Below are 24,523 nucleotides of genomic sequence, written 5' to 3'. Positions count from 1 at the left end.
GCGTTTTCTCCTGGTGCTTGCGGTCGATCCCGATCACGTGGGGACGCCGCAGCCACTTCTCAAGCGCATCAGCCTTCGGGCGCGCGATTTTCGCGGCGCTGCGGCGGCAGCGGAATGAATTCGGTCTCGCCGGGCACGTGGCCCATGCGCTGTTCGCTCCACGCGGTCTTGGCCGCGTCGATCTTCTCGCGCGAACTCGACACGAAATTCCATTCGATGAAGCGCGGCCCGTCGAGCGGCGCGCCGCCGAGCAGCATCGCGACCGCGCCGTGCACGCTTTGCAGTTTTGCATCGGCGCCGGGCGCGAGAACGGCCATCTGCTGTTCGGGAAGGGCATCGCCATCGATCGACAAATCGCCGCTCACGAGATAGACGCCGCGTTCCTCATGCTCGGTGTCGAGCGTGATGGCGCTTCCCGGCGCAAATTGCGCGGCGACGTAGAGCGTCGGCGAAAACGTGCGCGTGGGCGCTTTCGCGCCGAAGGCCGTGCCCGCGATCACGCGCAGCGTCACGCCGTCGCGCTCGATCTGCGGCAAGGACGCGGCCGCGTGATGCTCGAACCCTGGCTCGGAATCCTCGCTCGCAGCGGGCATCGCGACCCAGGTCTGAATGCCGTGCATCGTCTGGCCGGCGGCGCGCTCTTCGTCGGGCGTGCGCTCCGAATGGACGATGCCGCGGCCCGCGGTCATCCAGTTGACGTCGCCGGGCACGATCTTCTGCACCGAGCCGACGCTGTCGCGATGCATGATCGCGCCGTCGAACAGATAGGTGACGGTCGCGAGGCCGATATGCGGATGCGGACGCACGTCGAGTCCGTTTCCGGGCACGAGGGTTGCGGGTCCGATATGGTCGAAAAAAATGAAGGGTCCGACGGTGCGAGCCGCGAGCGCGGGCAGGACGCGCCGCACCATGAGGCCGCCGACATCGTGTTGGTGAGGCTTCAGCAAGGTACGGGTCGTCGATGACATGGGCAGGTCTGAAGGGAGATGGCGCGCCGGAATGACGCGTGTATCCGCCGATTCTACTTGCCGATGCCGCGCGGCGCAGACGTCCCGCCGAGGCCCTCGTTTTTTTGGTGTCGCGTGCCATTTGCGCACGCGGCTTCACGCCACTTTCGCAACCTGACAATCTGGATAGGAGTTGAAAATGAGCAAGAACAAACTTTTGATCGCCATCACCGCTGGCCTGTTCGGCATCACCGCTACGACGGGCGCGTTCGCGCAGACCTCGTCGGGTAATTCGTCGGCCGCGATGGGCAACGATACGGCAGGCGCTGCCACCGACAACTCTGCCGCCACGACGCCGAAGAAGCACAAGATGCACAAGCACACGACGAAGTCGACGGCGACCAAGAAGACGCCGGCCGCCGAAACCGGCAACGACTCGGCGACGGAATCCGGCCAGAGCAAGTAAGGACCAGCTAAGGTTCTTCGCCGCATCGAAGTGAAAGCGCTCGCGCCGTTTGCCCGGCGCGGGCGCTTTTTACGCTTATCGTCCCGAATTGCGGCATTCGACAAGCCTCGCCGCGCACGCTCCGCTACACTTCACGGCTCGCTAACAGCGCGCATGACAAGAGGAGCAGGGCGATGTCGCCAAAGGATTTGCTGATCGCAGGCGTGGTCATTCTCGCGTGGGGCGTGAACTTCGTCGTCATCAAGCTGGGTTTGCACGGTGTACCGCCGATGCTCCTCGGCGCGCTGCGTTTCGCGCTCGCCGCGTTGCCCGCGATCTTCGTCAAACGCCCGCAGATTCCGCTGCGCTGGCTCTTTGCTTACGGCCTCACCATTTCGCTCGGGCAATTCGCGCTGCTTTTCTACGGCATGTATGTCGGAATGCCTGCGGGGCTCGCGTCGCTCGTGCTCCAGGCGCAGGCGTTCTTCACGCTGATCTTCGCATCGATGTTCCTCGGCGAGCGCATCCGCGCGGCGAATCTCGCGGGGCTCGTGATCGCGGCGGCGGGACTCGCGCTCATTGGCATGCGCGGCGGGCAGGCGATGACCGCCGCCGGCTTTCTCTTCACGCTCGGCGCCTCCGCGATGTGGGCGCTCGGCAATGTCGTCACGAAGCGCATGGGCAAGGTCGATCTGCTCGCGCTCGTCGTGTGGGGCAGCCTGATTCCGCCGCTGCCGTTCCTCGCGCTGTCGCTGATCTTCGAAGGCCCGGCGCGCATCGAGGCGAGTCTCGCGTCCATTCCGCTCATCTCGGTCTTCGCGATTCTCTATCTCGCGTTCGTCGCGACGATCGTCGGTTACAGCTTGTGGGGAAAGCTGCTCGCGCGCTATCCGGCGGGCAGCGTCGCGCCGTTCTCGCTGCTCGTCCCGGTGATCGGGCTGGCATCGGCGGCGCTGTTTCTCGGCGAAGGATTGAGCGCGGCGCAGATCGCGGGCGCGGCGCTCGTGATGGCGGGACTCGTGGTGAACGTGTTCGGCGCGCGGCTCGCTCAGCGCATCTTGCCGGCGCGCTGAACGAAGCACGGACCGCGCTCTACGTCATGCGGCTTTTTGCGAGCGGCGGATTCGCAGCGAAGTAGCGCTTGATGCCTTTCATGATCGCGTTGGCCATCTTGTCGCGATAGGCGTCGTCGTTCAGGCGCGTTTCCTCATCCGGATTGCTGATGAACGCGGTTTCCACGAGGATCGACGGAATGTCCGGCGCCTTCAGCACGGCGAAACCGGCTTGTTCGACCGATCCCTTATGCAGTTTGTTGATGCCGCCGATTTCGTTCAACACGAAGCTGCCGTAGCGCATCGAATCGCGGATCTGCGCGGTCGTCGACATATCGAAGAGCGCGCGATTCACGCTCGCATCCTGCGATTTCACGTTGATGCCGCCGACCTGATCCGACGAGTTTTCCTTAGCCGCCATCCAGCGCGCGGCCGCGCTTGACGCGCCATGCTCCGACAACGCGAATACCGACGAGCCGCGCGCATCGGGCGACGTGAAGGCGTCCGCGTGAATCGACACGAAGAGATCGGCGGAGACGCGCTGCGCTTTCTGCACGCGCACGTTGAGCGGCACGAAAAAGTCGGCGTCGCGGGTCATCATCGCGCGCATGTTGGGTTGGGCGTCGATCTTCGCGCGCAGCTTCTTCGCGATGTCGAGCGCGATGTGCTTCTCGTACGTGCCCTGGCCGCCGATCGCGCCCGGATCTTCGCCGCCGTGACCCGGATCGATCGCCACGGTCAGCAGACGCGTCGTGCCGGCGCCTTGCTTGGGCGCCGAGAACGCGTAGGCGTCGCTGTCGTCGTCCTTCTTCGCGATGACGGGCGGCGGCGCCGGCACGCGCGGCTTGATCGCGGGCTTCGGCGTCGTCTCGGCGGGCGCATCGCTTTGCGCATACTTCTGGAAGAACTCGTCGGTGGAATCGGGCGTCGTGGGCTTTTGCGCGGTCGCCGGGCCGGAGAGCGTCGCGGGCGGCGGGGCCGAAGGACTGGGATTGGCGCGGTCGAGCGCTTCCTGCTTGCGCTCGGTCTGCGCAAGCAGTTCCATGAGCGGATCGGGCGCGACGGCCGGATACAGATCGAACACGAGCCGATATTTATAGCTGCCGATCGGCCCGAGCGTGAACACCTGCGGCTTCACCGAGCCTTTCAGGTCGAACACCATGCGCACGACATGCGGCTGATATTGTCCGACGCGCACCGCCTGAATCTGCGGATCGTTCGGCGTGATCTTCGAGACGAGATCGCGCAGCGCCTGGTCGAGATCGATCCCGGAGAGATCGACGACGAGCCGGTCCGGTCCCTGCAACAACTGATTGGCGTTCTGCAGCGGCTGGTCCGATTCGATCGTCACGCGCGTATAGTCGCGCGCGGGCCACACGCGCACGCCGAGCACGCTGCCCGCATGCGCGAGTTTGGGTCCGACGAGCGCGAGCACGAGCGTCGAAGCGCCTGCGCGCAACACCTGACGACGACGCCAGTTGTGCGGCGCGGAGGCGCTCGATTCGATCGAATGAAATGGCTTGATCAACATCTTTCGAGACATGTCTTTCCTGTTTCGCTAAACGCCCGCGCCGTCAGCACGCGGCCTTCTTCGTTCGACATTCCTTCGTCCGGCAGCGACAGCGCGAACACGAGGTCCGGCACGCCGAGCAGGCCGCCCGCCTGTTGCGGCCATTCGACGAGGCACAGCGCGCCCGCGTCGAAATATTCGCGGAAGCCGGCATCGGCCCATTCGGCAGGATCGGCGAAGCGATAGAGATCGAAGTGATAAACGTCGAGCGGACCGCTTTCGATGACGAGCGAATACGGCTCGACGAGCGTATAGGTCGGACTCTTCACGCGGCCGACATGGCCGAGCGCGCGCAAGGTCGCGCGCACGAGCGTCGTCTTGCCCGCACCGAGATCACCGATCAACTGGACTTGCAGACCGTGAAATCGTTCAGACGAAGCGTGTGAAATGGCGAGACGCGTGGCGTCGATGGCGCGCGCGAAGCGTTCTCCGAAAGCGAGCGTCGCGGCTTCGTCGCGCAGGTCGAAGCGGCGTTCGAGTAGCGCGGCGGATAAGTCTTGCGTCGATCGTGCGGGGCTTTCGGGCATTGCTCGTAAAATGTCGTGATGAACCGATTGCCGGAACATTCCGTTGAAATCACGACTGCGTCCAGCGACGCGGCCGCTGAATCCGTTACAGAGTCTCGCGTCTTCGATCTCGATGAAAACGCGCTGGCAGAACTCGCGCAGCGCATCAAGCTGTGGGCGCGCGAGCTGGGGTTCGGTGCGGTCGGCATCAGCGATGTCGACCTGACGGATGCCGAGAAGGGCCTAAATGATTGGCTCGAAGCAGGCTATCACGGCGAAATGGATTATATGGCCAAACATGGGATGAAACGCGCGAGACCGGCCGAGCTTGTGGCCGGCACGCGACGCGTCATCACCGCTCGCATGGCTTATCTGCCTGCGCAAACGCTCGCGAAGACGGGCGATGAAAGTGTCGCGACAGCCGACGGTCAGAAGAACGACTGGCGCGCGATCGAATGGTCGCGGCTCGCCGATCCGTCGCAAGCGATGGTCTCCGTCTACGCGCGCGGCCGCGATTATCACAAGGTCATGAGGAATCGCCTGCAGCAACTGGCCGAGCGCATCGAGAAGGAGATCGGGCCGTTCGGGCATCGCGCGTTCACGGATTCCGCACCCGTGCTCGAAGTGGCGCTCGCGCAGAAAGCGGGCACCGGCTGGCGCGGCAAGCATACGTTGCTGCTCGATCGCGACGCCGGATCGCTGTTCTTCCTTGGCGAGATTTTCGTCGATGTACCGTTGCCCGTCGATCCGCATCCCGAGCACGAAGGCGCGCATTGCGGGCAGTGCACGCGCTGCATCGGCGCGTGTCCGACGGGCGCGATCGTCGCGCCGTATCGCGTCGATGCGCGGCGCTGCATCTCGTATCTGACGATCGAACTGCACGGCAGCATTCCGGAAGAGATGCGTCCGCTGATCGGCAATCGCGTGTATGGCTGCGACGATTGCCAGCTCGTCTGTCCGTGGAACAAGTTCGCGCAGGCCGCGCCGGTCGCCGATTTCGACGTGCGTCACGGGCTCGATCGCGCGACGCTCGTCGAACTGTTCGCGTGGAGCGCCGACGATTTCGACACACGCATGCAGGGCAGCGCGATCCGGCGCATCGGGCACGAACGATGGCTGCGCAATATCGCGGTCGCGATGGGCAACGCGTTGCGCGCTTCGTCGCTCGATGCGGGCGAACGCGAGCGCATCGTCGATGCGTTGCGCGCGCGTGAGCATGATCCTTCCGAACTCGTCCGCGAGCATGTCCGCTGGGCGCTGGAGCAAGCATGAAGAACACCGCATTCGATGCCGTCATCGATGCGCCTTTCGGCAAAGTCGGCATTCGTGTGGATGCGCAATGCGTGCGCGAGATCGTCTATCTGCCCGATGACGTCGAAAGCATCGTGCCCGAAACGCCGCTCGCGAAAGAAGCCGCCGCGCAAATCCGCGCGTATTTCGATGCGCCTTCGATGCGCTTCGACCTGCCGCTCGCGCTCGGCGGCACCGCGTTTCAGCAGCGCGTGTGGCGCGGCATCTCGGGCATCGCGGCCGGGCAAGTCTGGACCTACGGCCAGCTCGCGCGCGAGATCGGCAGCGTGCCGCGCGCGGTCGGGCAGGCGTGCGGCTCCAATCCGCTGCCGATCGTGATACCGTGCCACCGGGTCGTGGCTTCGGGCGGGATCGGCGGTTTCGCGCATCATCCCGGCGAAGGTTTTTATCGCAACGTGAAGCGCTGGCTGCTGGCGCATGAAGGTGTATCGATCGCATGACGAGCGCAATCACTGAAGACATACAAACGCCGCAAATGAGCGCGAGTCAGGACGCGATCGATCTCTTTTGCGATGCGCTCTGGCTCGAACACGGGCTCGCCAAGAACTCGCTCGAAGCGTACCGGCGCGACCTCAAGCTCTTCGCGGAGTGGCTCGGCAAGGCGCGCGGCAGGTCGATCGATGCGGCCACCGAAGTCGATCTGACGGCGTACGCAGCCTTGCGAAGCGGCGACAAGGCGACCTCCGCGAACCGGCGTCTCTCGGTGTTTCGCCGGTACTTCGCGTGGGCGTTGCGCGAACATCGCGTGTCATCCGATCCGACGCTCAAGCTGCGCTCGGCGAAACAGCCGCCGCGCTTTCCATCGACGCTCAACGAGGCGCAAGTCGAAGCGCTGCTCGGCGCGCCCGACATTGAAACGCCGCTCGGCTTGCGCGATCGCACGATGCTCGAACTGATGTACGCGAGCGGTTTGCGCGTGACCGAGCTCGTCACGCTGAAGACCGTCGAGGTCGGCCTGAACGAAGGCGTCGTGCGCGTGATGGGCAAGGGCTCGAAAGAGCGCCTGATTCCCTTCGGCGAGACCGCCCACGACTGGCTCGAACGTTATCTGCGCAACGCGCGTCCCGCGCTGCTTGGTCCGCGCGCCGCCGATGCGCTCTTCGTCACGTCGCGCGGCGAAGGCATGACGCGCCAGCAGTTCTGGAACATCATCAAGCGTCATGCGCTGAAAGGCGGCGTGCATGCGCCGCTCTCGCCGCATACGCTGCGTCACGCGTTCGCAACGCACCTGCTCAATCACGGCGCGGACCTGCGCGTCGTGCAATTGCTGCTCGGCCACTCGGACATTTCGACGACGCAGATCTATACGCACGTCGCCCGCGAGCGGTTGCAGAAGCTGCATCGGGAACATCATCCGCGCGGATAGCGTCGACAGCGTCATCCGCGAACGATCGTGCCACGGCTGCGCCGCACCGCACACTCGTCCGAATGGCCGATGGTGAGCGCCACCGCGCGCCGCTACAATGCGTGGCATGTCGAAAGCCAAACACGTGTCCGAAACGCCCGCGACGCAGTTTCTGCGCCGTCACAAGGTCGAGTTCGGCGAACATCCTTACGATTACGTCGAGCATGGCGGCACGGAGGAATCCGCGCGGCAACTGGGCGTCGACGAGCATATCGTCGTGAAGACGCTCGTGATGGAAGACGAGCACGCGAAGCCGCTCATCGTGCTCATGCACGGCGACCGCACCGTGTCCACGAAGAATCTCGCGCGGCAGACGGGTGCGAAGCGCATCGAGCCGTGCAAGCCTGAAGTGGCGAACCGGCATTCGGGGTTTCTCGTGGGCGGCACGTCGCCGTTCGGCACGAAGAAGGCAATGCCGGTGTACGTCGAATCGAGCATTCTGGCGCTCGATCGCATCTATCTGAACGGCGGGCGGCGCGGATATCTCGTGAGCATCGATCCGAGAGTGCTGGTCGAGCTGCTGAGCGCAAAACCCGTGCAGTGCGCGAGCGTCGATTAGAATGCGTTCCGCTCTCGTCATTACCGAAAAGACACCATGATTTTTCTGATCGTCGCCGTCGCGTCCTATTTGATCGGCTCGATTTCATTCGCCGTCGTCGTCAGTCACGCGATGGGACTTGCCGATCCCCGCTCGTACGGCTCGGGCAATCCCGGCGCAACCAACGTGCTGCGTACCGGCAACAAGAAGGCCGCGATCCTCACGCTGATCGGCGATGCGTTCAAGGGCTGGCTGCCCGTGTGGATCGTCGCGCAATTCGGCGCGAGTTTCGGCTGGGATCAGGCGGGCATCAACACGGCGGTCGCGCTCGCGGCCATCGCGGTGTTCCTCGGCCACCTTTACCCCGTCTTCTTCAAGTTCCAGGGCGGCAAGGGTGTCGCGACGGCGGCGGGCGTGCTGCTCGCGATTCATCCGGCGCTCGGTCTCGCGACGCTGCTCACCTGGCTCATCATCGCGTTCTTCTTTCGTTATTCGTCGCTGGCGGCGCTCGTTGCAGCCGTGTTCGCACCGTTTTTTCAGGTCTTTCTGTTCGGGCCGAGCCGCATTTCGCTGTCCGTGCTGGCAATGAGTCTGCTGCTCATCTGGCGGCATCGCGCGAATATCTCGAAGCTGCTGGCGGGCAAGGAAAGCCGCATCGGCGAAAAGAAGAAGGCGGTCGAATAAAGCAAAAAGCCGTTCCGGCGCTAAGCGGAACGGCTTTTTTACTTCTGGATCGGGGCTGAAGCGATAACGAATCAGTCGCGGAAGTTGTTGAAGTCGAGCGGCGTGTCTTGCACTTCCTTCTTCAGGAGCGCCATGGTGCTTTGCAGATCGTCGCGCTTCGCGCCTTGCACGCGCACCGCGTCGCCCTGAATGCTGGCCTGCACCTTGATCTTGCTGTCCTTTACGATCTTGACGATCTTCTTCGCCAGATCGCCCGAAACGCCTTTCTTCACCGTCACGACCTGCTTCAACTTGTCGCCGCCGATCTTTTCCTGCTTGCCGTAGTCGAGAAAACGCACGTCGACGCCGCGCTTGGCCATCTTGTTCAGCAGCACGTCCTTCACCTGGCCGAGCTTGAAGTCGTCGTCGGCGTAGAGCGTGAGTTCGCGCTCTTTCTGCTCGACGCGTGAATCCGAACCCTTGAAGTCGAAGCGCGTCGAGATTTCCTTGTTCGACTGCTCGATCGCATTTTTCACTTCGGTCATGTTTGCTTCGCTGACGACGTCAAACGATGGCATCTGTCTTTCTCCTTCATTGAGGCGCGCGCGCTGAGGAAGCGCGGCGCGCGCAATCGCTATAATCACGGACCTGTCGTCATTCTACCGACGCGCTTCGCTCATGTCGCTCCAGCTTCTCTCCGATTTCTCCCTGCGTCCGCACAACACGTTCGGTTTCGACGCCCGCGCGCGTCACGCGATGCACATCGATTCCGCCGACGCAGCAGCCGCACTCGCCACCGATGCGCGCATCGCCAACATGCCGCAACTCGTGCTCGGCGGCGGCAGCAATGTCGTGCTGACGCGCGATTTCGACGGCGTTGCGCTGATCGTCGGCATGCGCGGCAAACGCGTGAACGGCGAAGACGATGAAGCCTGGCTCGTCGAAGCCGGCGCGGGCGAAAACTGGCACGATTTCGTCGCATGGACCCTCGCGCACGGCATGCCCGGGCTGGAAAACCTCGCGCTGATTCCCGGCACGGTCGGCGCGGCGCCGATTCAGAATATCGGCGCTTACGGGCTGGAAATGGGCGAGCGCTTTGAGCGGCTTTCGGCCGTCGAACTCGAGACAGGCGCACGCGCGGAGTTCGATCGCGCCGCCTGCGCGTTCGGCTATCGCGACAGCTTCTTTAAGCGGGCAGGGCGCGGACGCTTCATGATTACGTCGGTCACGTTCCGTCTGCCGAAAGCGTGGACGCCGCGCGCCGATTACGCCGATGTCGCGCGCGCACTCGACGGCGCCGCGACCCCGGACGCGCAAGCCATCTTCGATGCCGTCGTCGCCGTGCGCCGCGCCAAGCTGCCCGACTGGACCGTGCTCGGCAACGCGGGCAGCTTCTTCAAGAATCCGGTCGTAAGCGCGCAAGCGTTCGAGGCGCTCAAGCAGCGCGAACCGGGCGTCGTTTCCTACCCGCAAGCGGGCGGGCAGGTTAAGCTCGCGGCGGGCTGGCTGATCGACCAGTGCGGCTGGAAAGGGCGCGGCATCGGCGGCGCGGCGGTGCACGATCGTCAGGCGCTCGTGCTCGTGAATCGCGGCGGCGCGACCGGCGCGCAAGTGCTCGAACTCGCCGAAGCCATCAGGCGCGACGTGCTCGCGCGCTTCGATGTCGAACTGGAGATGGAGCCGGTGCGCGTCTGATAACGAAAAAAACCCGCCGCGGCGGGTTTTTTTCATGTCGCAGCGTCAAGCAGGCAATCAGTCCCCGCGCTGACGGCGCGCGTTCTCCGCGATACGCATGCGCAGCGCGTTCAGCTTGATGAAGCCGCCGGCGTCGGCCTGGTTGTACGCGCCGCCGTCGTCGTCGAAGGTGGCGATGGTCTTGTCGAACAGCGTTTCCTTCGAATCGCGCGCGACGACCGACACGCTGCCCTTGTAGAGCTTCACGCGCACCCAGCCGTTGACCTTCTCCTGCGTGTGGTCGATCAGCACCTGCAGCGCGCGGCGCTCCGGGCTCCACCAGTACCCGTTGTAGATCAGCGATGCGTAACGCGGCATCAGATCGTCCTTCAGGTGGGCGACTTCGCGGTCGAGCGTGATCGACTCGATGCCGCGATGCGCCTTCAGCATGATCGTGCCGCCCGGCGTTTCATAGCAGCCGCGCGACTTCATGCCGACGTAGCGGTTCTCGACCAGATCCAGACGGCCGATGCCGTGCTTGCCGCCCAGGCGGTTCAGCTCGGTCAGCATCTCGGCGGGCGACAGGCGCTTGCCGTTCAGCGCGACCGGATCGCCGTGCTCGTATTCGATATCGACGTATTCGGCCTGATCCGGCGCCTCTTCCGGCGACACGGTCCAGCGCCACATGTCGGCTTCGGCCTCGGCCTTCGGGTCTTCCAGATGGCGGCCTTCGAACGAAATGTGCAGCAGGTTCGCGTCCATCGAGTAGGGCGCGCCGCCTTGCTTGTGCTTCATTTCGATCGGAATGCCGGCCTTTTCCGCGTAGGCGAGCAGTTTTTCGCGCGAGAGCAGGTCCCATTCGCGCCACGGCGCGATCACCTTGATGCCGGGTTCGAGCGAGTAGTAGCCCAGTTCGAAGCGAACCTGGTCGTTGCCCTTGCCAGTCGCGCCGTGCGAAACGGCCTGCGCGCCGGTCGCGCGCGCGATCTCGATCTGGCGTTTCGCGATCAGCGGACGCGCGATCGACGTGCCGAGCAGATACTCGCCTTCGTAGATCGTGTTCGCGCGGAACATCGGGAACACGAAATCGCGGACGAACTCTTCACGCAGATCTTCGATGAAGATGTTTTCCTGCTTGATGCCGAGCTGGAGCGCCTTCTTGCGCGCGGGGTCCAGTTCCTCGCCCTGGCCGATGTCGGCCGTGAAGGTCACGACTTCGGCGTCGTAGTTGTCCTGCAACCATTTCAGGATGACGGAGGTGTCGAGACCGCCCGAATAGGCGAGCACGACTTTCTTGATATCGCTCATGGTGAACTCGTGTGCGGAAAAGCCGGTGCGGCGGTTGTGCGCCGCTTCGCGTCCGCCGGGCGCGCGACGGGCATGAAAGGCGCGGAAAAACTGCTATTTTGACATCAAAAGGCCGCGTTTCCACAAATTCGGGATGCGCGGCCTTATCGCGTGCGCTGGCCTAATGGTTAAGTTTGCCGAGCAGCAGATATTCCATCAGCGCCTTCTGGACGTGCAGACGATTCTCCGCTTCGTCCCAGACGACGCTTTGCGGACCGTCGATGACTTCCGCGCTTACTTCCTCGCCGCGATGCGCGGGCAGGCAGTGCATGAAGAGCGCATCGGGATTGGCTCGCGCCATCATCTCGGCATCGACGCAATAGTCGGCGAACGCCTTCATGCGCGCTTCGTTTTCGGCCTCGTAGCCCATGCTGGTCCAGACGTCGGTCGTGACGAGATCAGCGCCGGCGCAGGCTTCGTTCGGATCGTCGAATTCCTGGAAGAACGGCTTGCTCTCTTCGGCTACGAGCGCGGGATCGAGCTTGTAGCCGAGCGGCGTCGACAGGCGCAGTTTGAACCCGAGAATCTGCGCCGCTTCGATCCACGTGTAGAGCATGTTGTTCGCGTCGCCGACCCACGCGACGGTCTTGCCGTGAATCGGCCCGCGATGCTCGTAGAACGTGAAGATGTCGGCGAGCACCTGGCACGGGTGATATTCGTTCGTCAGCCCGTTGATGACCGGCACGCGCGAGCTTTCCGCGAATCGCCGGATGATGTCCTGGCCGAACGTGCGGATCATGATGATGTCGACCATGCGCGAGATGACCTGCGCCGAATCTTCGATCGGCTCGCCGCGCCCGAGTTGCGTGTCGCGCGTGTTCATGAAGACCGCGTGGCCGCCGAGCTGGAAGATGCCCGCTTCGAACGAAAGGCGCGTGCGTGTCGAGCTTTTCTCGAAGATCATCGCGAGCGTGCGATCGTGCAGCGGATGATAGGTCTCGTAGTTCTTGAACTTGCGCTTCAGGATGCGCGCGCGTTCGAGCACGTACTCGTAATCATCGAGCGAAAAATCCTTGAACTGAAGATAGTGGCGAATTTTCTTGGCGGTCATGAAACGCAAGCGGCGGCTTCGAACCGGCCGCAGCGCACGTGCGTGAAGGCCGGACGGCGCCGCCGTCGGGAGTGGTATCGCGTTTGAGCATAAAGTATTTTGCGATGTTTGACGAGGCTGGCCAAAAGCCCGATAACCGCGCCGCAAGGCCCGTGCACGGCCCCGGATTGTCCCGGATGGACACGAGCGATGTCTGTGTGCGCTGCGGAAAAGAGGCTGCTGCTGTATAATTGCGGTCGCTCGTTTCAACAGTTCTGCAACACCCAGCAACGTTTCTCGCGCATCGCGGAAGGGTTCGCAAGAATCCGGTCGGCATGATTTTGCGCGTTCCGATTCCGCGATGGATTGCCCAGTGCTGTCGAGTCCGCCATTTCTGTCGCGGTCGCGGACGGTTCGAACAGGATCGCCCCGCGCAAGACCGTCCGGCGCCTTCGCTGCGCCTGCCCCTGCGGTTCCCTGCGTCAGGCATGTGCGTTCCGGTGCGCGTCACCGGCCGTCAAAAGGTATTGCTACATGGCTGAATCATCCCCTACCGAGTACTTCATTCAAGGCATCACCAAGAGCGGAAGGAAGTTTCGGCCGAGCGACTGGTCCGAGCGCCTGTGCGGCGTGATGTCGGGCTTCGGCCCCAAGGCGAAAGGCCCCAACGCCCGCCTGCAATATTCCATTTACGTTCGTCCGACGATGATCGGCGACATCAAGGTCGTGATCGTCGACTCGCGTTTGCGCGACATCGAGCCGATGGCCTTCGACTTCGTGCTGAACTTCGCCAAGGACAACGATCTGCTCGTGACCGAGGCGTGCGAACTGCCGCCGCATCACGGCACGCAGGCGCAGCAGCCGCAGACCTGACATCGTCGGCAATCGCCAAGTAGTACGGCCAGGAAGTTCGGCCGGGAAGTACGGACGCAAAAAAGCCCGCCGAAGCGGGCTTTTTCGTTACTGCGCAGCGGAAACAGGAAGCCGCTTCGACGAACGCCCCGATCGCGAACTCGCGAAAAGCAGGGAAGCGTCCGCCCGAAGCGAGCCGGACTTACTGGGCAGCGGGGGCCTGCAGGCCCTTGATGGCTGCAGCCAGGCGGCTCTTGTGGCGAGCTGCCTTGTTCTTGTGGACGATCTTCTTGTCCGCGATGATGTCCAGCGTCTTGACAGACGTCTTGAACACTTCGGCGGCCTTGTCCTTGTCGCCGGCTTCGATAGCCTTGCGAACTGCCTTGATGGCCGTGCGGAACTTCGAGCGCAGCGCCGAGTTGTGCGAATTGGCTTTAGCGGCCTGACGGGCGCGCTTGCGAGCTTGTGCGGAATTTGCCATGACGGTTCCTTGTCCTGTTTCTGCTGTTACTTGTCCGGAGCGCGTGGCCGGCGAAGGCCATGAATAGCCCTGACGCGGGCCGATCGAGCGCGCTGCCTTTGATCGGAAATCCCGGGAACGATTGCCCGAGAACCTCTAAAACATCGCCGGCCGGGGCCGGAAAAGACGCGAAGCCGCTCAATCAAAGCGATTTTTGGAGCTTCGAAACCCGCGATTATAGCAAGGGAATATGAGACGTGACAAGCGCGGCGTGGATTCCCCGCGCGCAGAATGATTTGATGCAATCAGTCAAATGTACGCTTCTGCCCGCCAGCAGACAGCGAAGTGTGACGGGCGCGCCGTGCGCCGCCCGTATAATAAGCGCCCCATGAATCTATTCCGAGCCCTGCTGACGGTCAGCGGCTTCACGCTGCTGTCGCGCGTGACCGGCCTGATCCGCGAAACGCTGATCGCCCGAGCCTTCGGCGCCAGCATCTATACCGACGCGTTCTACGTCGCGTTCCGTATCCCCAACCTGCTGCGGCGTCTGTCCGCGGAAGGCGCGTTCGCGCAGGCGTTCGTGCCGATTCTCGCCGAGTTCAAGAACAGCAAGGGGCACGATCCGACCAAGGCGCTCGTCGATGCGATGTCGACCGTGCTCACATGGTTCCTCGTCGTGCTGTCGGTCGCGGGCATGGCGGGCGCGAGCTGGGTCGTGTTCGCCGTGGCGTCGGGGTTGCGGCACGAGGGCATCGGCTACGCGCTCGCGGTCGAGATGACGCGCATCATGTTCCCGTACATCGTCCTCATTTCGATGACGACGCTCGCCTCGGGCGTGCTCAACACGTACAAGCAGTTCTCGCTGCCCGCGTTCGCGCCCGTGCTGCTGAACGTGTCGTTCATCTTCGCGGCGGTGTTCGTGGCGCCGCATCTGAAGATGCCGGTCTATGCGCTCGCCTATGCGGTGATCGTCGGCGGCTTGTTGCAATTGCTCGTGCAACTGCCCGGCCTCAAGAAGATCGACATGACGCCGCGCGTCAGCCTGAACTTCCGCCGCGCGCTTGCGCATCCGGGCGTCAAGCGCGTGCTGCTCAAGATGGTCCCGGCTATGTTCGCAGTGTCGGTCGGCCAGTTGAGCCTCATCATCAATACGAATATCGCATCGAATATCGGGGCGGGCGCGGTGTCGTGGATCAACTACGCCGACCGCCTGATGGAATTCCCGACCGCGCTGCTCGGCGCGGCGCTCGGCACGATCCTGCTGCCGAGCCTGTCGAAAGCGCACGTCGACGCCAATCACACAGAATACTCCGCGCTGCTCGACTGGGGTCTTCGCATCACGTTCCTGCTGGCCGCGCCGAGCGCGATCGCGCTCTTCTTCTTCGCCGAGCCGCTCACCGCGACGCTCTTTCACTACGGCAAATTCGACAACCATTCGGTCGTGATGGTCGGACGCGCGCTGGCGGCATACGGCATCGGGTTGATCGGTCTCATCCTGATCAAGATTCTCGCGCCGGGTTTCTACGCGAAGCAGGACATCAAGACGCCGGTGAAGATCGCGATCTTCGTGCTCATCATGACGCAGGTCAGCAACTACATCTTCGTGCCGATCTTCTCTCACGCGGGCCTCACGCTGTCGATCGGCCTCGGTGCGCTCGCCAACGCGCTGCTCTTGTTCATCGGGCTGCGCCGGCGCAGGATCTACGAACCTTCGCCGGGCTGGCTGCGTTTTTTCGTGCAGCTGGCCGGTGCGTGCCTGATTCTTGCGGGCACGATGCATTGGGTGGCGATCAACTTCGACTGGATCGGCATGCGCGCAACGCCGCTTTTGCGCATCGCGTTGCTGGGCGCGAGCCTCGTCGTGTTCGCCGCGCTATATTTCGGTATTCTGTCCGCAATGGGCTTCAAGTACGCCTATTTCAAGAGACGCACGCTTTGATGACGACAACGCGTATCCTCGACTACTTCTCTTCGCTGATGGCGGACGACGACAGCCTTCCGCTCACGGAAGCGGCGTTGTCGCTCGCGCAGGACGCGTATCCCGATCTCGACATGCAGGCCGCGCTTGCGGAGATCGACGAACTCGTCGTGCGCGCCCGCCGCCGCATGCCCGAGGACGCGGACGTGAAGCAGAAAACCGATGCGCTCAATCGTTACTTTTTTTGCGAGCTGGGCTTCTCCAGCAACCTCAACGATTACTACGATCCGGACAACAGCCATCTGAATGTCGTGCTGCGTCGCCGGCGCGGCATTCCGATTTCGCTCGCTGTGATCTATCTGGAAATGGCCGAGCAACTCGGCTTGCCGGTGCGCGGCGTGTCGTTTCCGGGGCATTTCCTGTTGCGCGTCGCGACGCCCGGCCAGGATCTGATGCTCGATCCGACGACCGGTCAGACGCTCTCCGAAGCGCAGATGGTCGAGATGCTGGAGCCGTACGTGCAGCGCGTGGGCGAATCGATCGGCAGCGCATTGCGCGTGCTGTTGCAGCCCGCGACGCGGCGCGAGATCGTCGCACGCATGTTGCGTAATCTGAAGGGCATCTATTTGCAGACGGAGCGCTGGCAGCGTCTGCTCGCGGTTCAGCAGCGGCTCGTGATCGCGCTGCCGAACAGCATCGAGGAAGTGCGCGATCGCGGCTTTGCCTACGCGCGGCTGGATTATCTGCGGCCCGCGCTGGAAGACTTGCAGCGGTACATCGAGATTCGTCCGGATGCGGAAGACGCGACCGTCGTCGAAACCGAGCTGCACGAGCTGCGGCAGCGCACGCAGGGCGACTGAGCCACGCTGCGCGCGCCGCGCCGGCAATTACTTCGGCTGCATGCGGATCGCGCCGTCGAGACGGATCACTTCGCCGTTGAGCATCGGGTTATCGAAAATCTGTTTAACGAGCATCGCGTATTCGTCGGGCTTGCCGAGGCGCGGCGGGAACGGCACCATCGCGCCGAGCGCGTCCTGCACGTCTTTCGGCATGCCGAGCAGCATCGGCGTTTCGAAGAGGCCCGGCGCGATCGTCATCACGCGGATGCCGCTCCTGCTCAGATCGCGTGCGATCGGCAGCGTCATGCCAGCGACGCCGCTCTTCGACGCCGCATAGGCCGCCTGGCCGATCTGTCCATCGTATGCCGCCACCGATGCCGTGTTCACGATCACGCCGCGCTCGCCCGCATCGTTCGCATCGTTGTTCGACATCACGTTCGCCGCGAGCCGGATCATGTTGAACGTGCCGACGAGATTCACCGCAATCACTTTCGCAAAGAGATCGAGTGCGTGCGGGCCGTCGCGTCCCACCGTTTTCGCCGCCGGCGCGATGCCCGCGCAATTGACGAGGCCGCACAACGCGCCGAGACTCGCCGCGGCATCGACGGCGCGCTGGCCATCGCTTTCCTGACTCACGTCGCATTTGACGAACGTGCCGGACAGTTCGTTCGCGAGCGCTTCGCCCGCGGCTTCGTTCATGTCGGCGAGCACGACCTTGCCGCCGTGCGCCGCGATGAGCCGCGCGCTCGCCGCGCCCAATCCCGATGCGCCGCCGGTGATCAGAAAGACGTTGCCTTGCATCTCCATGTCTCTTCTCCTTTTGTGTGATTCGTGCGAACGCGTCGATTGTAGCGAAGCCGCATGCTGCAAATTCGCACGACGGTCATGCGCTTTCGCGGCATAAAAAAACCCGCTCACGAGGAGCGGGCTTTCGTCGAAAACGGATTGAGCGATGCGTTACTTCAATGCATCGAACACGCGCGCGCGGATTTCATCGACAGCGCCGAGACCCGAGATCCTGCGATACTCCGGTGCCTTCAAACCATTCGGCGCTGCGCCGCTGGTGGCCCAGTCGTTGTAGTACGCGATCAGCGGCTTGGTCTGCGCAACGTACACGTCGAGACGCTTCTTCACGGTCTCTTCCTTGTCGTCGTCGCGCTGGATCAGCGGCTCGCCGGTGATGTCGTCGGTCATGTCGACCTTCGGCGGATTGAACTTGACGTGATACGTGCGGCCCGACGCCGCGTGCACGCGACGGCCGCTCATCCGGGTGATGATCTCGTCGAAGGGAACGTCGATCTCAAGCACGTAGTCGATGGCCACGCCCGCGTCTTTCATCGCTTCGGCTTGCGGCAGCGTGCGCGGGAAGCCGTCGAAGAGATAGCCGTTCTTGCAGTCGTCCGCCTGCAGGCGTTCCTTCACGAGATTGATGATGAGCGAATCCGGCACCAGCTCGCCCGCGTCCATGAAGCGCTTCGCCTCGACGCCGAGCGGCGAGCCTGCCTTGACGGCCGCGCGCAGCATGTCGCCGGTCGAAATTTGCGGAATGCCGAATTTCTCCTTGATGAAGTTTGCCTGGGTGCCCTTGCCCGCACCGGGTGCGCCCAACAGGATCAAACGCATGGTGATCTCTCCGAATCGTCTATAAACCGCTTCAAGCCGCGAGGCTGATTTGACATCCGGTGGCCTGGCTCGTGCGGGCGTCGACGACACGGCGCGCAGCCGATAGGAGACGGCGGGCACCTGCGGACAGCGGCGCAACGTTGAGCGTGGCGCTGACCGGAAGGCTCGCGCAATCGCTTGATTATGCCACGGAGCTTTACGATTGCGACCGTAATAACGCGGATAGAAAACGCCACAAGCCCCGCCAAATGGGCCATCCGGCGGGGTTTACACGGGTTGTCGCGCGGCTGTCAGTCCGCTTTGGGAAAGAGCGCCTGCACGCGTGCGAGATCGGCGGGCGTATCGACGCCGGGCGGCGGCGCGTCCTGCGTCACACGCACCGCGATACGTTCGCCATGCCAGAGCGCGCGCAATTGTTCGAGCGCCTCGGCGGCTTCGATGGGCGCCTGCGAGAGGTTCGGGAAGTCGCGCAGAAACTTCGCGCGATACGCGTACAGGCCGATATGCCGCAGCACGTTCCCGGGCACCGAAGGCAATTGTCCAAGCGCGGCGACGTCCGGCCAGTGCGGCTGCCATGCATCGCGCGACCACGGAATCGGCGCGCGCGAGAAGTAGAGCGCACGGCTTTGTGCATCGAGCACGGCTTTGACGACGTTCGGATTGAAGACGTCGGCCGGATCGTGGATCGGATGCGCGGCGGTCGCGATCGCGCATTCGGGATGCGCCGCGAGGTGATCGGCGACATCGCGCACGAGCTGCGGATCGATGAGCGGCTCGTCGCCCTGCACGTTGACGACGATGGCGTCGTCAGGCCAGTTCAGACGCGTCGCCACTTCGGCGAGACGATCGGTGCCGGTGGGATGATCCGAGCGCGTCAGCATCACTTCGATACCGTGATCGCGCGCGGCCTCGACGACGCGGTCGGAATCGGTCGCGACCAGCACATGCGATGCGCCCGATTCGCGCGCGCGCTCGGCGACGCGCACGACCATCGGCTTGCCGCCGATGTCGGCGAGCGGCTTGTTCGGCAGGCGCGTGGACGCGAGGCGCGCGGGAATGACCGCGATGAACGGAAGGGACATCGCAGCGTGCTCAGGCGTCGCCGGCGGGTTTGATCGGCTCGACAGGCGTGCCTTCGACCGTCTGGCGCGCTTCGTCGACGAGCATCACGGGAATGCCGTCGCGGATAGGGTAAGCGAGCTTGTCGGCGCTGCAGACGAGTTCCTGCGCCGCGCGATCGTAACTGAGCGGGCCTTTGCAGATCGGGCAAACGAGGATTTCAAGCAGACGTGCGTCCACGGAGTTTCTCCACAACAAGAGCGATGAGGCGCGGTCTCAGCACGGCTTGCACCGGAACGACCCAGATGCGTGCGTCGCGCCAGGCACCGAATTTTACTGCATCCTTTTCGGTGATCAGGATCGCATCGGCTTCGACGCCGGCGAACGGATTCTCGCGATACGCGTAGTGATCGGGAAACGCGCGCGTCGCAGGCGTGATGCCCGCTGCGCGCAGCGTCGCGAAGAAGCGCTCGGGCGATCCGATGCCCGCCGCCGCGACGACTTTCTCGCCCGCGAACTGATCGAGCGGACGGCGTTGATGCGGATCGTCGAGCAGCCAGGCGTCGCCCGATTCGAGTTCGAGCGCGAAGGTGTCCGGCCACGGCGGCAGCGTGCGCTCGTACGGACTGTTGATGAGCGTCGCATCGCGGCGGCGCGACATCGGCTCGCGCAAGGGGCCGGCGGGCAGCAGGAAGCCGTTGCCGCCGAGACGGTCGTCGAACACGACGAGCTCGAACGCGCGCGCGAGGCGATAGTGCTGCAGGCCGTCATCTGACACGAGGACATCGACGTTCGGATGCGCTTCGAGCAGCGCCTTCGCCGCCGCGACGCGATCCGGGCACACGAACACCGGCGCGTGCGTGCGCCGCGCGATCAGCAATGGCTCGTCGCCGACCTGCGCGGCAACTGAACGCGCGGAGACGCTCGTCGGCTTCGCGACTTTTGCGCCGTAGCCGCGCGAGACCACGCCCGGCTGGAATCCGGCCGCGCGCAGCGCCTCGACGAGTGCGATGACGGTTGGCGTCTTGCCCGTTCCGCCGACGGTCACATTGCCGACGACGACCACCGGCGCGCCGACATCGATGCGCTTGAGCCAGCCGAGTTCATAGAAGGCGCGCCGCGTCGCCGTAATTGCGCCGAAGATGCAGGCGAAGGGCGTGAGCGCCCACGCGACCGGGCCGCGCCGGCGCCATTCGCGGGCGAAGAAGTTCTCGATCGGCGGTTTGAAATCAGACATGGACCGCCTTCGCGCGCGGCGCAGTCGGGCGGCTGATCGGGTACGGCATGGCGTGCAACGGCAGCTCCTCGAGTGTCGGTCGGCGTTGGACGATGCCCGGCGTATGGCGTTCGACGCGAGCGGGCGTCGGCCGCGCCAGCCGGTGCTTGAACCCGGCACTCTAGCGCGCGCGGGCCGTGCGCGCCAGTCGCGGCGTCGCTCGAAGGCCTGCGCGGGCACGTCCGTGCGATCCGCGCGCCTGTGGATAAGTCTGTGAAGAACTCGCCGTCCGGAAACCACCGATCCACCTCAGGAAAGAGTTGCTCCGGGAATAACAGTGTTCATCGAAATTTTTCGCTGAAAAATCAGTCGCTTGGAACCATGTCACGGGCCTTTCGCGGCGTCGTCGCGCATGCCGCGGTAAGTCTTTCTGTGTGGACACTTGTTACACTCGCGTACCTTGTCCGGCGGCGTTTGTCCACTCGACATATCGTCCGCGCACCGGTTTTTATCTCGTCCAGTCATGACTCCCGATTCCCTGACGTCGCAAAGCGGCGATGCCGTCATCCCCGTTTCCGTGCTGAACCGGGCGATCAACTCGATGCTCGAACGATCGTTTCCGCTCGTCTGGGTATCGGGCGAAGTGTCGAATTTCACGCGCGCGGCGAGCGGCCACTGGTATTTCTCGATCAAGGACGCGAACGCGCAGATGCGCTGCGTGATGTTCCGCGGCCGCGCGCAATACGCCGAGTTCACGCCGCGCGAAGGCGACAAGATCGAAGTGCGCGCGCTCGTCACGATGTACGAACCGCGCGGCGAGTTGCAGCTCAACGTGGAAGCGGTGCGCCGCACGGGGCAGGGCCGGCTCTACGAAGCGTTCCTGCGCCTGAAGGCGCAACTCGAAAGCGAAGGGCTCTTCGCCGCCGAACGCAAGCGCGCGCTGCCGGCGCATCCGCGCGGCATCGGCATCGTGACGTCGTTGCAGGCGGCCGCATTGCGCGACGTGCTCACGACGCTCGCGCGCCGTGCGCCGCATGTGCCGATTGTGGTCTATCCGGCGCCGGTGCAGGGCGCGGGCGCCGGCGCGAAGCTCGCGGCGATGGTCGAAGCGGCCAGCGCGCGGCGCGAAGTCGATGTGCTGATCGTATGCCGGGGCGGCGGCTCGATCGAGGATTTGTGGGCGTTCAACGAGGAAGTGCTCGCGCGCGCGATCGCGGCGAGCGTGGTGCCGGTGGTGAGCGGCGTCGGGCACGAGACGGATTTCACCATCGCCGATTTCGCCGCCGACATGCGCGCGCCGACGCCGACCGCCGCCGCCGAACTCGTGAGTCCGCAGCGCGTGCTGCTGCTGCGCGATCTCGATCATCGGCATGCGGCGCTCGCACGCGGTTTCGGCCGCTCGATGGAGCGTCGCGCGCAACAACTCGACTGGCTCGCGCGCCGTCTCGTGAGTCCCGCCGAGCGGCTTGCGCGCCAGCGTGCGCATCTGCGGCAACTGGCGAGCCGGCTCGCGGCGGCGGGCGCGCGGCCCGGGCGCGATGCGCGCGCGAAATTCGCGCTGCTGCATTATCGATGGCAGCGCAGGCGGCCCGATGTTGCCGCCGCGCGCGAGCATCTGCTGCGGCTGGCGCAGCGAATCGGCAGCGCGCACGAGCGTCGCGCGGAACGTGAGAAAGCGTGCGTTTCGGAACTGGCGGCGCGCTTGCAGGTGCTGAGTCCGCAGCGCACACTGGAGCGCGGTTATGCCGCCTTGATCGACGCGCAGACCGGCCGCGCCGTGCGCGCGCCGAACGCGCTGAAGCCCAAGCGCCCGCTCACTGTGCATCTCGCTGAAGGCTCCGCCGACGTGCTGCTCGCGGATGTCCAGGCGCGTCTGTCGGACGAATTCTGAGCCCGGCGCGGCGCGCCGAATCGGCGTACATTTGACGTGCTCGAAGACGTTCGCCGAAGCACTTTTTACGCCGCGCAGGGCGATTCGAAAGCAATCTTGCTCATAAAGAGCACACGGTTTGCTGGGTTATCCCAACTCGCCTACAATCCATTGCTCCACGCCTCAGTCCTCACAATCCCACAATCCACATAGAAAGGAAGCTCGCATCATGGAACATACGCTCCCGCCGCTGCCGTTCGACAAGAACGCGCTCGCTCCGCACATGTCGGAAGAAACGCTCGAGTATCACTATGGCAAGCATCACCAGACCTATGTGACGAACCTGAACAAGCTGATCCCCGGCACCGAATTCGAGAACATGACGCTCGAAGAGATCGTGAAGAAGTCGTCGGGCGGCGTGTTCAACAACTCCGCGCAAGTCTGGAACCACACGTTCTTCTGGAACAGCCTGTCGCCGAACGGCGGCGGCGCACCGACCGGCGCGCTGGCTGACGCGATCAACGCAAAGTACGGTTCCTTCGACAAGTTCAAGGAAGAATTCGCCAAGGTCGCAACCGGCACGTTCGGCTCGGGCTGGACGTGGCTCGTGAAGAAGACCGACGGCACTGTCGATATCGTATCGACCAGCAATGCCGCCACGCCGCTCACGACGGACGCAAAGGCGCTCGTGACCATCGACGTGTGGGAGCATGCGTATTACATCGACTATCGCAATGCGCGTCCGAAGTTCATCGAGGCTTACTGGAATATCGTGAACTGGGATTTCGCGTCGAAGAATTTCGGTGCTTGATCGCGCGTAAGTATCGGTTGCGGCGGTCTGCGGTTTATCGCAGGCCGCAATCGAAATGAAAGCCCTCGCAAGAGGGCTTTTTCGTTGATACGTCCCGCGTGCGTGTTTTTTAGGGAACGCCGAATTCACACTCGGTCTAACGAAGTCCGGGTCGCCGAGCCGGCTTCCGATTTCCCTGTTGGCGTGACCAACAAAAACGCAAGCACGAACCAAGCGGGAACAATGACGACACGCTATCACCAACTCGATTCCCTCCGCGGCATAGCCGCATTAACGGTCGTATTCAGTCACTATTCGCAGATCGCGCCGACACGGTGGATGCAGCACGCACCCTGGCGGCTATTCACGGAAGGGCATTCCGCCGTGATTCTGTTCTTCGCGCTGAGCGGCTTTGCTTTGGCCTTGCAGATAACCGGAGACAACAAACCCGGTTTCGGCGAATTCGTTCTCAAACGCGTCTGCCGCATCTATATTCCGTATCTCGTTGCGGTTTTGATTGCCTACGCGGCCTATAGCATCCTGTACCGGTCGAATCTGTCGTGGACCGGCGAATGGGTCAATCAGGCATGGCATGCGGGCATCGACCGGCATGATTTGCTGAATCACATTTACTTCCTGATTCCATTCAGCAACAGCACGCTCGATCCGGTGCTGTGGTCGCTCGTCTACGAGATGCGTATCTCGCTGATTTTCCCGATGCTCGTCGTCATCGTGTTTGCAATGCCGCTCTGGTTTTCTGTCGCGTTGAGCGCGGCTTTATCGCTCGTTGCGTTCGGCTATTACCATCATGTGCAGCGCACGCTGATGGATGCGAGCATTCAAGGCGAATGGATGCCGACCATCCATTACATTTCGATGTTCGTGCTCGGCGCGCTCATCGCGCGATATCGCCACGCGATCACGGCGAAGCTCGCGACGCATTCTCCGCGATGGCTTTTCGGCGCATTGATAATCTGCCTCGCCGTTTATGGCCTCGTCGGCGCGGCGAATCATCATCTCGTTTCCGACGACATATTGCGCAGTTTCACCGATGACTGGTTCGTGCTTCCCGCCGTTACCGGCATTCTGATTCTCGCGATTTCGCTCGAACGATTCGCCACCATTCTCACCGCACGGCCTTTGGTATTTCTCGGCCAGATTTCCTTTAGCCTTTATCTCTTGCACTGCATCGTGCTGCTGGGCGTGCTGCATTATTTCGGCGAGTCTTATCAGCGGATGTCGCTCGTCATCGCAGCCGTGCTGATTTTTCCGGTCAGCATCGCGGGCTATTACGCAGTCGAAAAGCCGTCGATTCGGCTGGGCCGTTATCTGACGCGCGGCAAGCAGCGGAGCAGGGCGGCGCTGGGCGCGAGGCCGTAAGCCGTCGCTGCGCGCAACGGGGCGCGAG

At 63.5% G+C, this 24,523-nt stretch carries 26 protein-coding genes; 14 read left to right on the top strand and 12 right to left on the bottom strand.

Annotated elements, in window-relative coordinates; translation table 11 throughout:
• Positions 1–68: 68 nt before the first annotated feature.
• Complete coding sequence (locus AWB77_RS15395) at positions 69–968, bottom strand: pirin family protein (protein ID WP_061135311.1); 900 nt, start codon at positions 966–968, stop codon at positions 69–71.
• Between the two features lie 178 nt (positions 969–1,146).
• Here AWB77_RS15395 and AWB77_RS15390 point away from each other — a divergent pair, with 178 nt between their 5' ends.
• Complete coding sequence (locus AWB77_RS15390) at positions 1,147–1,413, top strand: hypothetical protein (protein WP_061135310.1); 267 nt, start codon at positions 1,147–1,149, stop codon at positions 1,411–1,413.
• A gap of 173 nt (positions 1,414–1,586) precedes the next feature.
• Positions 1,587–2,465, top strand: coding sequence for an EamA family transporter (locus tag AWB77_RS15385; RefSeq protein ID WP_061135309.1), 879 nt, complete (start codon positions 1,587–1,589; stop codon positions 2,463–2,465).
• Between the two features lie 19 nt (positions 2,466–2,484).
• On the opposite strand, the gene AWB77_RS15380 is transcribed toward AWB77_RS15385, so the two are convergent.
• Both AWB77_RS15380 and tsaE read right to left on the bottom strand, forming a co-directional pair.
• Positions 2,485–3,987: an N-acetylmuramoyl-L-alanine amidase gene (locus AWB77_RS15380; RefSeq protein WP_061135308.1), complete on the bottom strand. Its 1,503-nt coding sequence runs from the start codon at positions 3,985–3,987 to the stop codon at positions 2,485–2,487.
• A complete protein-coding gene (gene tsaE, locus AWB77_RS15375; RefSeq protein WP_061135307.1) occupies positions 3,969–4,541 on the bottom strand; it encodes a tRNA (adenosine(37)-N6)-threonylcarbamoyltransferase complex ATPase subunit type 1 TsaE in 573 nt (190 codons plus the stop codon). The genes AWB77_RS15380 and tsaE overlap by 19 nt, the downstream gene beginning before the upstream one ends.
• An 18-nt stretch (positions 4,542–4,559) precedes the next feature.
• On the opposite strand from tsaE, the gene queG reads away from it, so the two are divergent.
• The 5 genes from queG (at position 4,560) to plsY (ending at position 8,458) form a co-directional block, all read left to right on the top strand.
• The gene (queG, locus tag AWB77_RS15370; RefSeq protein ID WP_061135306.1) at positions 4,560–5,792 is read left to right on the top strand and encodes a tRNA epoxyqueuosine(34) reductase QueG; all 1,233 of its coding nucleotides are present in this window, start codon (positions 4,560–4,562) and stop codon (positions 5,790–5,792) included.
• The gene (locus AWB77_RS15365; protein WP_061135305.1) at positions 5,789–6,271 is read left to right on the top strand and encodes a methylated-DNA--[protein]-cysteine S-methyltransferase; all 483 of its coding nucleotides are present in this window, start codon (positions 5,789–5,791) and stop codon (positions 6,269–6,271) included. The genes queG and AWB77_RS15365 overlap by 4 nt, the downstream gene beginning before the upstream one ends.
• Positions 6,268–7,197 carry a site-specific tyrosine recombinase XerD gene (gene xerD, locus AWB77_RS15360; protein ID WP_061135304.1) on the top strand — a complete coding sequence of 310 codons (930 nt, stop codon included), beginning with the start codon at positions 6,268–6,270 and terminating at the stop codon, positions 7,195–7,197. The genes AWB77_RS15365 and xerD overlap by 4 nt, the downstream gene beginning before the upstream one ends.
• A gap of 106 nt (positions 7,198–7,303) precedes the next feature.
• Positions 7,304–7,795 carry a Cys-tRNA(Pro) deacylase gene (gene ybaK, locus AWB77_RS15355; RefSeq protein WP_061135303.1) on the top strand — a complete coding sequence of 164 codons (492 nt, stop codon included), beginning with the start codon at positions 7,304–7,306 and terminating at the stop codon, positions 7,793–7,795.
• A gap of 36 nt (positions 7,796–7,831) precedes the next feature.
• Positions 7,832–8,458, top strand: a complete 627-nt coding sequence (gene plsY, locus AWB77_RS15350) for a glycerol-3-phosphate 1-O-acyltransferase PlsY (RefSeq protein WP_061135302.1) — start codon at positions 7,832–7,834, stop codon at positions 8,456–8,458.
• A 71-nt stretch (positions 8,459–8,529) separates the two neighbouring features.
• On the opposite strand, the gene AWB77_RS15345 is transcribed toward plsY, so the two are convergent.
• A complete protein-coding gene (locus AWB77_RS15345; protein WP_061135301.1) occupies positions 8,530–9,015 on the bottom strand; it encodes a YajQ family cyclic di-GMP-binding protein in 486 nt (161 codons plus the stop codon).
• Between the two features lie 100 nt (positions 9,016–9,115).
• On the opposite strand from AWB77_RS15345, the gene murB reads away from it, so the two are divergent.
• Positions 9,116–10,132, top strand: coding sequence for a UDP-N-acetylmuramate dehydrogenase (murB, locus tag AWB77_RS15340; RefSeq protein ID WP_061135300.1), 1,017 nt, complete (start codon positions 9,116–9,118; stop codon positions 10,130–10,132).
• Positions 10,133–10,189: 57 nt separating this feature from the next.
• On the opposite strand, the gene AWB77_RS15335 is transcribed toward murB, so the two are convergent.
• Both AWB77_RS15335 and argF read right to left on the bottom strand, forming a co-directional pair.
• Positions 10,190–11,419 carry an argininosuccinate synthase gene (locus AWB77_RS15335; RefSeq protein WP_061135299.1) on the bottom strand — a complete coding sequence of 410 codons (1,230 nt, stop codon included), beginning with the start codon at positions 11,417–11,419 and terminating at the stop codon, positions 10,190–10,192.
• 160 nt (positions 11,420–11,579) lie between these two features.
• Entirely contained in the window at positions 11,580–12,509 is a 930-nt protein-coding gene (gene argF / locus AWB77_RS15330; protein ID WP_061135298.1) for an ornithine carbamoyltransferase, read from the bottom strand.
• A 513-nt stretch (positions 12,510–13,022) separates the two neighbouring features.
• On the opposite strand from argF, the gene AWB77_RS15325 reads away from it, so the two are divergent.
• Positions 13,023–13,361 (top strand): DUF3579 domain-containing protein, encoded by a 339-nt coding sequence (locus AWB77_RS15325; RefSeq protein WP_061135297.1) that lies wholly within the window; start codon positions 13,023–13,025, stop codon positions 13,359–13,361.
• Positions 13,362–13,542: 181 nt separating this feature from the next.
• Here AWB77_RS15325 and rpsT read toward each other — a convergent pair whose 3' ends face one another.
• The gene (gene rpsT / locus AWB77_RS15320) at positions 13,543–13,821 is read right to left on the bottom strand and encodes a 30S ribosomal protein S20 (protein ID WP_061135296.1); all 279 of its coding nucleotides are present in this window, start codon (positions 13,819–13,821) and stop codon (positions 13,543–13,545) included.
• Positions 13,822–14,188: 367 nt separating this feature from the next.
• Here rpsT and murJ point away from each other — a divergent pair, with 367 nt between their 5' ends.
• On the top strand, positions 14,189–15,739 hold the full coding sequence (gene murJ / locus AWB77_RS15315) for a murein biosynthesis integral membrane protein MurJ (protein ID WP_061135295.1): 1,551 nt from the start codon (positions 14,189–14,191) through the stop codon (positions 15,737–15,739).
• Complete coding sequence (locus tag AWB77_RS15310) at positions 15,739–16,578, top strand: SirB1 family protein (protein WP_061135294.1); 840 nt, start codon at positions 15,739–15,741, stop codon at positions 16,576–16,578. Before murJ ends, AWB77_RS15310 begins: the two co-directional genes overlap by 1 nt.
• Positions 16,579–16,605: 27 nt before the next feature.
• Here the strand turns inward: AWB77_RS15310 and AWB77_RS15305 are convergent, their stop codons facing one another.
• The 5 genes from AWB77_RS15305 to lpxK form a co-directional block, all read right to left on the bottom strand.
• A complete protein-coding gene (locus AWB77_RS15305; RefSeq protein ID WP_061135293.1) occupies positions 16,606–17,364 on the bottom strand; it encodes a 3-hydroxyacyl-CoA dehydrogenase in 759 nt (252 codons plus the stop codon).
• Between the two features lie 150 nt (positions 17,365–17,514).
• A complete protein-coding gene (adk, locus tag AWB77_RS15300; RefSeq protein WP_061135292.1) occupies positions 17,515–18,180 on the bottom strand; it encodes an adenylate kinase in 666 nt (221 codons plus the stop codon).
• Positions 18,181–18,470: 290 nt separating this feature from the next.
• Entirely contained in the window at positions 18,471–19,262 is a 792-nt protein-coding gene (gene kdsB, locus AWB77_RS15295) for a 3-deoxy-manno-octulosonate cytidylyltransferase (RefSeq protein WP_061135291.1), read from the bottom strand.
• A gap of 10 nt (positions 19,263–19,272) precedes the next feature.
• Positions 19,273–19,479: a Trm112 family protein gene (locus AWB77_RS15290; RefSeq protein ID WP_061135290.1), complete on the bottom strand. Its 207-nt coding sequence runs from the start codon at positions 19,477–19,479 to the stop codon at positions 19,273–19,275.
• Entirely contained in the window at positions 19,460–20,476 is a 1,017-nt protein-coding gene (gene lpxK / locus AWB77_RS15285; RefSeq protein ID WP_061135289.1) for a tetraacyldisaccharide 4'-kinase, read from the bottom strand. The genes AWB77_RS15290 and lpxK overlap by 20 nt, the downstream gene beginning before the upstream one ends.
• A 502-nt stretch (positions 20,477–20,978) precedes the next feature.
• On the opposite strand from lpxK, the gene xseA reads away from it, so the two are divergent.
• The 3 genes from xseA (at position 20,979) to AWB77_RS15270 (ending at position 24,495) form a co-directional block, all read left to right on the top strand.
• On the top strand, positions 20,979–22,346 hold the full coding sequence (gene xseA, locus AWB77_RS15280) for an exodeoxyribonuclease VII large subunit (RefSeq protein WP_061135288.1): 1,368 nt from the start codon (positions 20,979–20,981) through the stop codon (positions 22,344–22,346).
• Positions 22,347–22,554: 208 nt separating this feature from the next.
• Positions 22,555–23,136 carry a superoxide dismutase gene (locus AWB77_RS15275; protein WP_061135287.1) on the top strand — a complete coding sequence of 194 codons (582 nt, stop codon included), beginning with the start codon at positions 22,555–22,557 and terminating at the stop codon, positions 23,134–23,136.
• Between the two features lie 222 nt (positions 23,137–23,358).
• Positions 23,359–24,495, top strand: a complete 1,137-nt coding sequence (locus AWB77_RS15270) for an acyltransferase family protein (RefSeq protein ID WP_074168894.1) — start codon at positions 23,359–23,361, stop codon at positions 24,493–24,495.
• Positions 24,496–24,523: the final 28 nt, after the last annotated feature.

It is taken from the genome of Caballeronia fortuita (assembly GCF_001544835.2).
GTDB lineage: Bacteria > Pseudomonadota > Gammaproteobacteria > Burkholderiales > Burkholderiaceae > Caballeronia > Caballeronia fortuita.
Note: the sequence above shows the minus strand (reverse complement) of the source record. Positions and strands in the feature narration are given on the sequence as shown.

Coding starts and splice junctions, on each gene's coding strand:
- rpsT (WP_061135296.1), bottom strand. CDS start 13,821: ATGGCAAATTCCGCACAAGCTCGCAAGCGCGCCCGTCAGGCCGCTAAA.
- AWB77_RS15325 (WP_061135297.1), top strand. CDS start 13,023: ATGGCTGAATCATCCCCTACCGAGTACTTCATTCAAGGCATCACCAAG.
- AWB77_RS15365 (WP_061135305.1), top strand. CDS start 5,789: ATGAAGAACACCGCATTCGATGCCGTCATCGATGCGCCTTTCGGCAAA.
- murJ (WP_061135295.1), top strand. CDS start 14,189: ATGAATCTATTCCGAGCCCTGCTGACGGTCAGCGGCTTCACGCTGCTG.
- AWB77_RS15395 (WP_061135311.1), bottom strand. CDS start 968: ATGTCATCGACGACCCGTACCTTGCTGAAGCCTCACCAACACGATGTC.
- argF (WP_061135298.1), bottom strand. CDS start 12,509: ATGACCGCCAAGAAAATTCGCCACTATCTTCAGTTCAAGGATTTTTCG.
- AWB77_RS15305 (WP_061135293.1), bottom strand. CDS start 17,364: ATGGAGATGCAAGGCAACGTCTTTCTGATCACCGGCGGCGCATCGGGA.
- ybaK (WP_061135303.1), top strand. CDS start 7,304: ATGTCGAAAGCCAAACACGTGTCCGAAACGCCCGCGACGCAGTTTCTG.
- AWB77_RS15380 (WP_061135308.1), bottom strand. CDS start 3,987: ATGTCTCGAAAGATGTTGATCAAGCCATTTCATTCGATCGAATCGAGC.
- murB (WP_061135300.1), top strand. CDS start 9,116: ATGTCGCTCCAGCTTCTCTCCGATTTCTCCCTGCGTCCGCACAACACG.
- kdsB (WP_061135291.1), bottom strand. CDS start 19,262: ATGTCCCTTCCGTTCATCGCGGTCATTCCCGCGCGCCTCGCGTCCACG.
- queG (WP_061135306.1), top strand. CDS start 4,560: ATGAACCGATTGCCGGAACATTCCGTTGAAATCACGACTGCGTCCAGC.
- AWB77_RS15310 (WP_061135294.1), top strand. CDS start 15,739: ATGACGACAACGCGTATCCTCGACTACTTCTCTTCGCTGATGGCGGAC.
- AWB77_RS15335 (WP_061135299.1), bottom strand. CDS start 11,419: ATGAGCGATATCAAGAAAGTCGTGCTCGCCTATTCGGGCGGTCTCGAC.
- xseA (WP_061135288.1), top strand. CDS start 20,979: ATGACTCCCGATTCCCTGACGTCGCAAAGCGGCGATGCCGTCATCCCC.
- AWB77_RS15270 (WP_074168894.1), top strand. CDS start 23,359: ATGACGACACGCTATCACCAACTCGATTCCCTCCGCGGCATAGCCGCA.
- AWB77_RS15345 (WP_061135301.1), bottom strand. CDS start 9,015: ATGCCATCGTTTGACGTCGTCAGCGAAGCAAACATGACCGAAGTGAAA.
- tsaE (WP_061135307.1), bottom strand. CDS start 4,541: ATGCCCGAAAGCCCCGCACGATCGACGCAAGACTTATCCGCCGCGCTA.
- xerD (WP_061135304.1), top strand. CDS start 6,268: ATGACGAGCGCAATCACTGAAGACATACAAACGCCGCAAATGAGCGCG.
- lpxK (WP_061135289.1), bottom strand. CDS start 20,476: ATGTCTGATTTCAAACCGCCGATCGAGAACTTCTTCGCCCGCGAATGG.
- AWB77_RS15275 (WP_061135287.1), top strand. CDS start 22,555: ATGGAACATACGCTCCCGCCGCTGCCGTTCGACAAGAACGCGCTCGCT.
- AWB77_RS15390 (WP_061135310.1), top strand. CDS start 1,147: ATGAGCAAGAACAAACTTTTGATCGCCATCACCGCTGGCCTGTTCGGC.
- adk (WP_061135292.1), bottom strand. CDS start 18,180: ATGCGTTTGATCCTGTTGGGCGCACCCGGTGCGGGCAAGGGCACCCAG.
- AWB77_RS15385 (WP_061135309.1), top strand. CDS start 1,587: ATGTCGCCAAAGGATTTGCTGATCGCAGGCGTGGTCATTCTCGCGTGG.
- plsY (WP_061135302.1), top strand. CDS start 7,832: ATGATTTTTCTGATCGTCGCCGTCGCGTCCTATTTGATCGGCTCGATT.